Genomic DNA, 9,863 nt, shown 5'->3' on the forward strand with positions numbered 1-9,863 from the left:
GCGCGCCCGCGCCCGCCGCCCCCCCCCCCCCCCCCCCGGGCCGGCGGTGGAGCCCGCCGCGCCCCCCCCCCCCCCCCCCCCGGGCGGGGCGGCCGCCATCGACGATCGGGTTCAGGCTGTCGCCGACGATGCCGTAGATGCGGCGCACACCCGCGTCGACCAGTTGGGCGACGAGCTGGTCGGCGACGGTTCCTGACGCCATGACGACCTCCGATGCTGGGTCGGGTCGGACGATGCCGGGCCCGCTACTGCGCGGTGAGGACGAACACCGGGATCTGCCGATCGGTCTTCCGCTGGTAGTCGGCGTAGTCCGGGAACGCCGCGACCGCCCGGTCCCACCACACCTGCTTCTCGTCGCCGGTGACCTCGCGGGCGGTCATGTCCCGTTTGACCGGGCCGTCCTGCAGCTCGACGTGCGGGTCCGCGACGACGTTGTGGTACCAGACCGGGTTCTTCGGGGCACCGCCGAGCGAGGCGACGATCGCGTACTCGCCGCCGTGTTCCACGCGCATCAGCGGTGTCTTGCGCAGCTTCCCGGTCCGGGCGCCGCGGGTGGTGAGCAGCACCACCGACATGCCGTTCATGGTGGTGCCCTTTGTTCCGCCCGAGCTCTCGTACAGGTCCGCCTGGTCCGCGGCCCACTTGCTGGGGCTGGGTTCGTACTCTCCGGTCAGTGGCATGGCACCAGTGAACACCGACGCCGCTGCGGCCGCAGCACGAGAGGAAGGTCACCGGCGCCAAGACAATTGTTGGGTGGACCGAACTCTTCGACGCCGGTAGCCTGAACCCATGACCACCGTCGACCACACTCGCCTGTCGCACCCCGGCGACACGCTCGACATCGCCGGTACCGCATGGCCGCTGTACAAGCTTGAGGCCCTGGTGGTCGGCGTCCTGGTCTTCCTCACCGTCCTCATCGTCGTGCAGGCGCTGCAACCCGCGGTCCTCGTCGCCGCCGGCGCCACCGTCGTCGTGTGGTGGGCGCGGCGACGGCACTGGGCCACCGTCGGGGGCTGACCGCCCGCGGATCGTCCGGTGGGCCACCCCACCCGACCGATTCCGGTCGTACCGTGGTGGGTGTCCCCCATCGACGGGAGTCGTCATGACCACTCCGACCGATTCACCCGGCACCGCACCGTCGTCACCCGAACCACCGCCCACCGCACCCGGCGCTGCCGCCTACCCGCCGCGACCCCCGAGCAACGTGGGGTGGGCGGTCACGGCGTTGGTGTTCTTCTGGCCGCTGGCCTTCTCCGCGTTCACGCACGCCGCCGAGGTGTACCCGCGGTGGGCGAGCGGGGATCCGAAGGCGGCGCAGGATGCGTCCGAGCGGGCCCGCAGGCTCGGCCAGATCTCGTTGTGGCTGTTCGGCGGACTGCTGCTGCTGTTCGTGATCGTGTACGTGATCGTCGCTGCCGTGGTGATCTCCGACGGCGGCGGCATGTACTGGGATCACCCGCGGATGCGCTGACCCCGGCGGGCGCGAGCCCCGCGCGATCGGCATCGCGCGAGTAGCGTGAGACATCGGCAGGGTCGGGGCCGCGCCATCACCGGAGGTCAGGCCATGCGCCGTGCATCGATCGGCCGCTCACTCGGACGGGCCGCGGTGTCCGCAACCGCACTCGCCCTCCCGCTCGGCCCGGTGGCCGCCGCGGCAGCGGGTCCGCCGCCACCGCCGGTCACCACCGTGTTCCCGACGCCGGTCGGGTACCTCTCCGGATGCCTGAGCAACATCTTCCCCTGCTATTCGGTGCCGCCGTTGACGACCGTGACCCCGACGGCCACCCCGACCGCACCGGGCACCGTGACCTTCGCGACGACGCCCCCGACCCGGTGGTGGACCGGAACGCTCGGCTGCCTCGATGTGTCCGTGAACTGGCGGAACCTGACGACCGGCGCGGCGGGCAGCACCGTGCTGCACGTGGTGCCGCCCGACTACCGCCGACCCGTGCCGCTGGCCGACCGCTGCCGCTACGCCCCGGCGACGGCGGTCACCGGCAGCGGCGCCGTGGTCGCCACCGCGGATGTCGGCGCGCAGCCGCCGGCAGGCGGATACCAGATCCTGGTCAGCCGCGGGTTCGGCGGCCTCGTCGTGCCCTGACGGTCCGGCTCAGCTGCTCAGGCAACTCGGGCCGAGCAGCGCCTTCAGGTCACCCATCAACGCCGAGGACGGTTCGACCCGCAGGCTGTCGTCGAGCTTGAGCATCGTGATCTGCGTTCCGCTGACCAACCGCAGGTGCACGTCGGAGGTGCCGGGGTGCCGGGTGAGCACCTGCTTGAGCGCCCCCACCTTGTCCGGGGTGCACAGCCGGGTCGGCAGGCTCACCGCGAGCGGCTTCGCGACCCCGATCGCCGAGAGATCCGGAACGGCAAGGTCGTTCGCGATGATCGATACCCGCTCGTCGCGAACGTTGACGCGGCCCTTGACCAGCACCACCGAGTCCTCGGCGATGTCCATCCCGTACACCGAGTAGGCCTGCGGGAAGAAGATCACCTCCACCGATGCACCGCCGACACCCTCGAGTTCGGTTGCCGCCCAGGTCAATCCGTTCTTGTTGATCCGACGGGTCACCGACGCGAGGATGCCGCCGACGGTGACCTGCGCGCCGTCGCCTGCCTGTCCCTCGAGGATCGCGGCGATCGGGGTGTCGGTCTGCGCGGCGATCACGTGCTCGACCCCGTCGAGCGGATGCCCGGACACGTACAGGCCCAGCATCTCCCGCTCGAGGGCCAGCTTGTGCTTGGTGTCCCACTCCTCGTCGGGCACCTTCACGTTGAACACCGACGCGATCGACTCGTCCGCGTCGGCACCGCCGAACAGGTCGAACTGGCCGACCGCCTCCGCCTTCTTGGTGCCCATCACCGCGTCGATCGCGTCGGTGTGCACCAGGAACAGGCCCTTGCGCGGATGGTCGAGGGAATCGAACGCGCCCGCCTTGACCAGCGACTCGGTGACCTTCTTGCTGCACGCCTGCGCGTCGATCTTGTTCAGGTAGTCGGAGAAGTCGGTGTACTTTCCCTTCTCGGTGCGGGCCGAGATGATCGACTCCACCACGTTGGCGCCGACGTTGCGGACCGCGCCCATCCCGAACCGGATGTCCTCGCCGACCGACGCGAAGTTCACCACCGATTCGTTGACGTCCGGCGGCAGCACCGTGATGCCCATCGCGCGGCAGTCCGCCAGGTAGATCGCCGACTTGTCCTTGTCGTCGCCGACGGAGGTGAGCAGCGCGGCCATGTACTCGGCCGGGTAGTTGGCCTTGAAGTACGCGGTCCAGAACGAGACGAGGCCGTACCCGGCGGCGTGCGACTTGTTGAATGCGTAGCCGGCGAACGGCAGGACGGTGTCCCACAGCGCGGTGATCGCGGGCTGGGTGAAGCCGTTGTCGAGCATGCCCTGCTGGAAGCCGCCGTACGCCTCGTCGAGGATCTCCTTCTTCTTCTTGCCCATCGCGCGGCGCAGCAGGTCGGCCTGGCCGAGTGAGTACCCGGCCACCTTCTGCGCGATCTGCATGATCTGCTCCTGGTACACGATCAGGCCGAAGGTCTCCTTGAGGATCTCCCGCAGCGGCTCCTCGAGCTCCGGGTGGATCGGCTTGACCTCCTGCAGGCCGTTCTTGCGTTTCGCGTAGTCGGTGTGCGCGTTCACGCCCATCGGCCCCGGCCGGTACAGCGCGAGCACGGCGACGATGTCCTCGAAGCCGGTCGGCTTCATCAGCTTGAGCAGGCTGCGCATCGCGGTGCCGTCGAGCTGGAACACCCCGAGGGTGTCGCCGCGCGCGAGCAGCTCGTAGGTGGCCGGGTCGTCGAGCGGCAGCGCGTCCAGGTCGATGTCGATGCCGCGGTTCGCCTTCAGGTTCTCGATCGCGTCACCGAGGACCGTCAGGTTCCGCAGGCCGAGGAAGTCCATCTTCAGCAGGCCGATGGCCTCGCACGACGGGTAGTCCCAGCCGGTGATGATCGCGCCGTCCTGCGCCCGCTTCCACACCGGGATCGCGTCCGTGAGCGGCTCACAGGACATGATCACCGCGCACGCGTGCACGCCCGCGTTGCGGATCAGCCCCTCGAGACCCTTCGCGGTCTGGTAGATCTTCGCGACGTCCGGGTTGGACTCGATCAGCGCCCGGACCTCGACGGCCTCCTTGTACCGCTCGTGCTCCGGGTCGGTGATCCCCGAGACCGAGATGTCCTTCGCCATGATCGGCGGCGGCAGCGCCTTGGTGATCTGGTCGGCGATCGCGAAGCCGGGCTGCCCGAACTGCACCCGCGCCGAGTCCTTGATCGCGGCCTTCGTCTTGATGGTGCCGAACGTGATGACCTGCGCGACCTTGTCGCTGCCCCACTTGTCGGTTGCGTAGCGGACCATCTCGCCGCGGCGGCGATCGTCGAAGTCGATGTCGATATCGGGCATCGAGACGCGCTCGGGGTTCAGGAACCGCTCGAACAGCAGGCCGTGCGGGATCGGGTCGATGTTGGTGATGCCCATCGCGTACGCGACCAGCGACCCGGCGGCCGAGCCGCGGCCCGGGCCGACCCGGATGCCGACGTCCTTGGCATGGTTGATCAGGTCGCCGACCACCAGGAAGTAGGCGGGGAAACCCATCTCGTTGATCACGCTGATCTCGTACTCGGCGCGGGTGACGTACTCGTCCGGGACCGGGCCGTTCGGGAACCGATGCTCACGCAGCCCGCGCATCACCTCGTGGTGCAGGAACGACTGCTGGGTGTGCCCCTCGGGAACCGGGAAGATCGGCATCCGGTCCCGGTGCGTCCACACGTCGTCGTAGGACTGCACCCGCTCGGCGATCAGCAGGCTGCTGTCGCAGGCGCCGGGCACCTCGTCGTCCCAGATGGCCCGCATCTCCGCCGCGGACTTGAGGTAGTAGCCGTCGCCGTCGAACTTGAACCGGGTCGGGTCCGAGAGCGTCTTGCCGGTCTGGATGCACAGCAACGCCTCGTGGTTCTCGGCGGCGTCCTTGGTGACGTAATGGCAGTCGTTGGTCGCCAGCGGCGGGATCCCGAGCTGCTTGCCGATGTCGAGTAGACCCTCCCGGACCCGGCGTTCGATGGACAGGCCGTGGTCCATCAGCTCGAGGAAGAAGTTGTCCTTCCCCCAGATCTCCTGCCACTTCGCGGCCGCCTCGAGGGCCTCCCGGTCGTGGCCGAGGCGCAGCCGGGTCTGGATCTCCCCCGACGGGCAGCCGGTGGTCGCGATGATCCCCTCGTGGTGCTCGGCGATGATCTCCTCGTCCATCCGGGCCCACTTGCCGAGCTGCCCCTCGATCGAGGCCCGCGAGGACAGCTTGAACAGGTTCCGCAGACCGGTCGCGTTCTCCGCGACCATCGTCATGTGGGTGTAGGCGCCGGAGCCGGACACGTCGTCGGACTTCTGGCTGGGATCGCCCCACTTGACGCGCTTGGTGTTGAACCGGGACTCCGGAGCGATGTACGCCTCGATGCCGATGATCGGCTTGATGCCCTGCTTCTTCGCGACGTTGTAGAACTCGCTTGCGCCGTACATGTTGCCGTGGTCGGTCATCCCGACCGCCGTCATCCCGAGCCGCTCGGCCTCCTTGAACAGCGGTCCGACCTTCGCCGCGCCGTCGAGCATCGAGTACTCGGTGTGATTGTGAAGATGGACGAAGGAGTCAGCCACGCACCGAGTGTAGGGGGTCGGTCCGACGGGTCCGCCCGCCGCGCGGCCCGGCACCGCGTTGAATGGGGGTTCATGTGTCACCCGGCGCCGACGAATGACGCATGAACCCCCATTCAGCTGGCGCTCGGCGGGCCGCCCGCCCTGGTCACCGCTCGGGCACCGCGCCGTCGTCGGGGCCGGGCGCCACCGTCCCGGACTGCCCGGGGAGCAGCGGGCGGACCGCGAACCGCCCGAACACGGCGTCCGCGGGCAGCGCCTCCACCGCCCAGACGCCCTCGCCCGCGGCGAGCGCCAAGAGATCGTCCTGCGGCGCCCGGACCGTCGCGGCGACCACGCACGCGCAGTCCCCGGCCAACCGGGACGCCGACACCGCGGCGATCCGGCCGGCCCGGTCGTCGGTCGACGCCGCACCCGCCACCCGCGCGGCCGCGTACCCGGGGGCACGGGCGACGGACGCCGCCCCGGCAACCCCCACCGCGACGATCGGCGTCTGCACCCGGTCGATCGGCACCCGAAACCACAGTTGGGATGCGCCGACGTCCCCGAGCAGCGCCTGCGCCCCGCTCGCGGTGACCTCGGTGTCGAACGAGACCAGCGCCCAGCGGACGTCGGGTCCAGCCGCGGCGACGGAGTCCGCGGCCCGCGTCAGGTAGCCGGCGACCTGCTCGCCGGGGTCGGGGCCGAGAACGTCGGTCCCGACGGTCCGCGGGGTCGGCGGATTCGCCACCCCGAGCGCAACGACCGTCGCGGCGAGGCCCGCCGCGCACACCGCGGTGATCGCGGCGCCGATCCGATCAGGCACTCCGCAGGACGTCCAGTGCGTGCTGCAGGTCCTTCGGATAGTCGCTGGTGATCTCCACCCACCGGCCGTCCGCCGGGTGCGCGAACCCGAGCGACCTGGCGTGCAGCCACTGCCGCTCCAGCCCAAGCCGCTCCGCCAGCCGCGGGTCGGCGCCGTAGGTGAGGTCGCCGCAGCACGGGTGCCGCAGCGCCGAGAAATGCACCCGGATCTGGTGGGTGCGACCGGTCTCCAGGTGGATGTCGAGCAGGCTCGCCGCCTGGAACGCCTCGACCGTGTCGTAGTGGGTGATCGACGGCTTGCCGTCGGCGGTGACCGCGAACCGCCAGTCGCTGCCCCGATGCCTGCCGATCGGTGCGTCGATGGTGCCGCTGGACGGATCCGGGTGCCCCTGCACCAGCGCGTGGTAGCGCTTGTCGATGGTGCGCTGCTTGAATGCCCGCTTGAGCACGGTGTACGCGCGCTCGCTCGTCGCGACGACCATCACGCCGGAGGTGCCGACGTCGAGCCGGTGGACGATGCCCTGCCGCTCGTGCGCGCCGGACGTCGAGATGCGGAATCCGGCGGCGGCCAGGCCACCGACGACGGTCGGGCCGGTCCAGCCGACGCTGGCGTGCGCGGCGACCCCGACCGGCTTGTCGACGGCGACGACGTCGTCGTCGGCGTACAGGATGTCCATCCCCTCGACCGGCTGCGCCTCCACCGTCAGCGGACGCTCCGGCTCCGGCAGCATCACCTCCAGCCAGGCACCGGACGGCAGCCGATCCGACTTGCCCGCCGCGCTCCCATCGATCAGGACCGACCCCTCGTCGGTCAGTGTCGCCACCGTGGTCCGGGACAGGCCGAGCAGTCGCGCCAGACCCGCGTCCACCCGCATCCCCTCCAGTCCGTCCGGCACGGGCATCGACCGCGTCTCGCGCATCAGGACTCCTTCTCGCTGGGCCGGTCCACCGTCGTGTCGGTGGCGGGGTCGGTGTCGGTGGCGGGGTCGGTGGCGGGGTCGGTGTCGGTGGCGCCGTCACCGCGGGTGCCGTCCGGGTTGATCCCGAACAGGGTCAGCAGCACCAGCAGGATCGCCCCGCACACCACCCCCGAGTCGGCGACGTTGAACACCGGCCACCAGCCGACGGACACGAAATCGACGACGTGCCCCTGCAGCGGGCCCGGCGACCGGAACAACCGGTCGATCAGGTTGCCCAGCGCGCCGCCGAGGACGAGGCCGAGACCGAGCGCCCACCACGGTGACCGCAGGGTGCGCCCGATCTTGATCACGCCGATCACGACGGCGACCGCGACCAGGGTCAGCAGCCACGTCATGCCGGTCGCCATCGAGAACGCCGCGCCCGGGTTGCGGATCAGTTTCAGGGTGACCACGTCGCCGATGATCCGAATCGGATTGCCCGGTTCGATGAAGTGCACGGCGGCGATCTTGGTCGCGAGGTCCATGGCAAGGACGACGGCCGCGATGACGATCAACAGACGCATCCGCAATGGATGACCCGACGCGTCCCGGTCCGAGACCGCCGCGCCGTCGGGTGTGGGGTTCACCCCTTTCTCCGCTTCACTCACCCCGCCATCATCCCTCACCGCACGGCCGGGGCCTGCAGGCACCGTCCGCTGCGGGCTCGTACCGCCGGCGCGTGGCTAACCTGGACGGGTGTCAGAGTTCTCGAATCGGGCCGGGCGGGTCACCGCGGCCCTCGCCGCGGTCGCCGTCGCCGCCGCCTGCAGCAGCAACGACGGGGCCGCACCCGCGGCGACCGTCACCACGAAGGAGACCACCGTCCCGATCTCCGCGATCAGCACCGCGGTCGTCGACGCGGGCGCGGAACCCCGGCAGCGGGTCCAGCTCCGCCCGGCGCCGGGCGCCGAGCAGCGGGCGGTGATGACGACCCGTTCCGACATCTATCAGCAGATCGCCGACCAGCCGCAGCAGGACCTGTCCACCCCGGCGGTGACGATGCCGCTGACCGCGGTGGTCACCGGTCCGGCCGATCCGGCGCTCACCGTCGACCTCACGCTCGGCGAGCTGAGCTCGCCGGACGTCGTGCTGCAGGACGCGCTGGCGTCATCCGCCGGCTCCGAAGCGGGTCTGACCGTTCAGCCGTCCGGTGCCGTCACCGCGCTGCGGATCACCCCGGACGCCGACTCCCGCGACATCGCGCGGTCGGCGATCGAGCAGGCGTTCTATCAGGCCGTGTACCGCGGGGTGACCTTCCCGGACGCCGAGATCGGGGTCGGCGCGGTGTGGACGATGCGACAGCAGGTGATGAGCGGGATGGTCCTGAACCAGGTCACCACCGCGACGCTGCGAGCCCGCGACGGCGACCGTCTCACCGTGGACCTCTCCGTCACCCAGACGCCGGAGTCCCCGGTCTGGGATCTGCCCGGCGACACCGGCACCCTCAGCATCGACACCTTCACGATGGCGGGCACCGGAACCCTGGTGATCGATCTCGCCGCCCCGCTCCCGGTGGACGGGTCGGTGACCCTCAGCGGCGAGCAGACGTACACGGACCCGAACAGCACCACCCGGCTGCGGCAGGCCACCACCAACAGCGTCCGGTGGTCGCGGCCGTGACCCGGCGGATGCCCGCCGGCGCGGTCGCCGCCCTGATCGGGTCGGCTGCGGTGCTCACCGGCTGCGGTGGCGATGACCGGGATGCGGCCCTGCCCGCGGTGACGACCGTCGCGGCGCCCGCCGCACCCGCGGACGCGCCGACCCTGGACCCGGCCCGGTTGCCGGCCGCACTGCTGACGGTCGCGGACCTGCCCGCCGGGTTCGCGGCGCTGCCCGACCCCGTCACCGATCTCGGTCTGCCACCCGCATCGGAGGATCCGCAGCCGGACCGGTCCTCGACGGACCCGCGGGAGTGCGCGGCGGTGCTCGCCCCGATCGCTGATCAGGTGCCCGGCGCGGCCGCCCACGCGGCGGCCAGGTTCGCGGGCCCCGCCTTCACCAGCGTGGACACCGACGCGGCCAGCTATTCCGGTACCGGGGCCGCGCAGGCCTTCGGCACCGTTCAGGCCACGTTCGCCGCCTGCGCCGAGTATGCGGGCACCGACGCCGACGGGGTCGCCGTGCAGTACCGGCTCGGCGGTCTCGACCAGCCGACCGTCGGGGACGCGTCCGTCGCGGTGCGCTTGGAGACCAGCAGCGACGGGTTCACGATGATCTCCGACACCGTCCTCGCGGTCGTCGGAGGCACCCTCGTGCAGGTCACCGCGACCGGACAACAGCCGATCGAGCCGTCCGTGCTGACGGACCTCGCACGCACGGCCGTCGAAAGGCTCCGCACCCCGCAACCGTGAGTGATGCGCACCCCCATCGGGGTGAAAATCGCGCACGGGCGCGGAGCGCACGAACGGCCGGCACCCCGTAGTTGCGGGGTGCCGGCCGTTCGTGCG

General features: G+C 70.9%; 10 protein-coding genes. 5 read left to right on the top strand and 5 right to left on the bottom strand.

The features are described 5' to 3' along the window. Nucleotides 1-245: 245 nt before the first annotated feature. The gene (locus ACFWPA_RS11860) at nt 246-680 is read right to left on the bottom strand and encodes a nitroreductase family deazaflavin-dependent oxidoreductase (RefSeq protein WP_378507874.1); all 435 of its coding nucleotides are present in this window, start codon (nt 678-680) and stop codon (nt 246-248) included. Nucleotides 681-789: 109 nt separating this feature from the next. Here ACFWPA_RS11860 and ACFWPA_RS11865 point away from each other — a divergent pair, with 109 nt between their 5' ends. The 3 genes from ACFWPA_RS11865 to ACFWPA_RS11875 all read left to right on the top strand — a co-directional run bounded on the left by ACFWPA_RS11865 (nt 790) and on the right by ACFWPA_RS11875 (nt 2,101). Further along, on the top strand, nt 790-1,017 hold the full coding sequence (locus ACFWPA_RS11865; protein ID WP_378507875.1) for a hypothetical protein: 228 nt from the start codon (nt 790-792) through the stop codon (nt 1,015-1,017). A gap of 85 nt (nt 1,018-1,102) precedes the next feature. After that, nucleotides 1,103-1,471 carry a CD225/dispanin family protein gene (locus ACFWPA_RS11870; protein WP_378507876.1) on the top strand — a complete coding sequence of 123 codons (369 nt, stop codon included), beginning with the start codon at nt 1,103-1,105 and terminating at the stop codon, nt 1,469-1,471. A gap of 93 nt (nt 1,472-1,564) precedes the next feature. After that, nucleotides 1,565-2,101 carry a hypothetical protein gene (locus tag ACFWPA_RS11875; protein ID WP_378507877.1) on the top strand — a complete coding sequence of 179 codons (537 nt, stop codon included), beginning with the start codon at nt 1,565-1,567 and terminating at the stop codon, nt 2,099-2,101. A gap of 9 nt (nt 2,102-2,110) precedes the next feature. Here the strand turns inward: ACFWPA_RS11875 and dnaE are convergent, their stop codons facing one another. The 4 genes from dnaE to lspA form a co-directional block, all read right to left on the bottom strand. Next, nucleotides 2,111-5,656: a DNA polymerase III subunit alpha gene (dnaE, locus tag ACFWPA_RS11880; RefSeq protein ID WP_378507878.1), complete on the bottom strand. Its 3,546-nt coding sequence runs from the start codon at nt 5,654-5,656 to the stop codon at nt 2,111-2,113. Nucleotides 5,657-5,801: 145 nt separating this feature from the next. Then, entirely contained in the window at nt 5,802-6,458 is a 657-nt protein-coding gene (locus ACFWPA_RS11885; RefSeq protein WP_378507879.1) for a hypothetical protein, read from the bottom strand. After that, nucleotides 6,451-7,377, bottom strand: a complete 927-nt coding sequence (locus tag ACFWPA_RS11890) for an RluA family pseudouridine synthase (protein ID WP_378507880.1) — start codon at nt 7,375-7,377, stop codon at nt 6,451-6,453. Before ACFWPA_RS11890 ends, ACFWPA_RS11885 begins: the two co-directional genes overlap by 8 nt. Further along, nucleotides 7,377-7,940: a signal peptidase II gene (gene lspA, locus ACFWPA_RS11895; protein ID WP_378507957.1), complete on the bottom strand. Its 564-nt coding sequence runs from the start codon at nt 7,938-7,940 to the stop codon at nt 7,377-7,379. The genes ACFWPA_RS11890 and lspA overlap by 1 nt, the downstream gene beginning before the upstream one ends. 172 nt (nt 7,941-8,112) lie before the next feature. Between lspA and ACFWPA_RS11900 the strand changes: the two genes are divergently transcribed. Next, nucleotides 8,113-9,036, top strand: a complete 924-nt coding sequence (locus ACFWPA_RS11900) for a hypothetical protein (protein WP_378507881.1) — start codon at nt 8,113-8,115, stop codon at nt 9,034-9,036. A gap of 8 nt (nt 9,037-9,044) precedes the next feature. Beyond that, nucleotides 9,045-9,767 carry a sensor domain-containing protein gene (locus tag ACFWPA_RS11905; protein ID WP_378507958.1) on the top strand — a complete coding sequence of 241 codons (723 nt, stop codon included), beginning with the start codon at nt 9,045-9,047 and terminating at the stop codon, nt 9,765-9,767. The last annotated feature ends 96 nt before the right edge of the window (nt 9,768-9,863 follow it).

This window comes from Rhodococcus sp. NPDC058505 (assembly GCF_042720095.1).
Lineage (GTDB): Bacteria > Actinomycetota > Actinomycetes > Mycobacteriales > Mycobacteriaceae > Rhodococcus_G.

Excerpts from the sequence above, each read along its gene's own strand:
- ACFWPA_RS11875 (WP_378507877.1), top strand. The coding sequence starts at position 1,565 with ATGCGCCGTGCATCGATCGGCCGCTCACTCGGACGGGCCGCGGTGTCC.
- ACFWPA_RS11860 (WP_378507874.1), bottom strand. The coding sequence starts at position 680 with ATGCCACTGACCGGAGAGTACGAACCCAGCCCCAGCAAGTGGGCCGCG.
- ACFWPA_RS11890 (WP_378507880.1), bottom strand. The coding sequence starts at position 7,377 with ATGCGCGAGACGCGGTCGATGCCCGTGCCGGACGGACTGGAGGGGATG.
- lspA (WP_378507957.1), bottom strand. The coding sequence starts at position 7,940 with ATGCGTCTGTTGATCGTCATCGCGGCCGTCGTCCTTGCCATGGACCTC.
- ACFWPA_RS11870 (WP_378507876.1), top strand. The coding sequence starts at position 1,103 with ATGACCACTCCGACCGATTCACCCGGCACCGCACCGTCGTCACCCGAA.
- ACFWPA_RS11905 (WP_378507958.1), top strand. The coding sequence starts at position 9,045 with ATGCCCGCCGGCGCGGTCGCCGCCCTGATCGGGTCGGCTGCGGTGCTC.
- ACFWPA_RS11865 (WP_378507875.1), top strand. The coding sequence starts at position 790 with ATGACCACCGTCGACCACACTCGCCTGTCGCACCCCGGCGACACGCTC.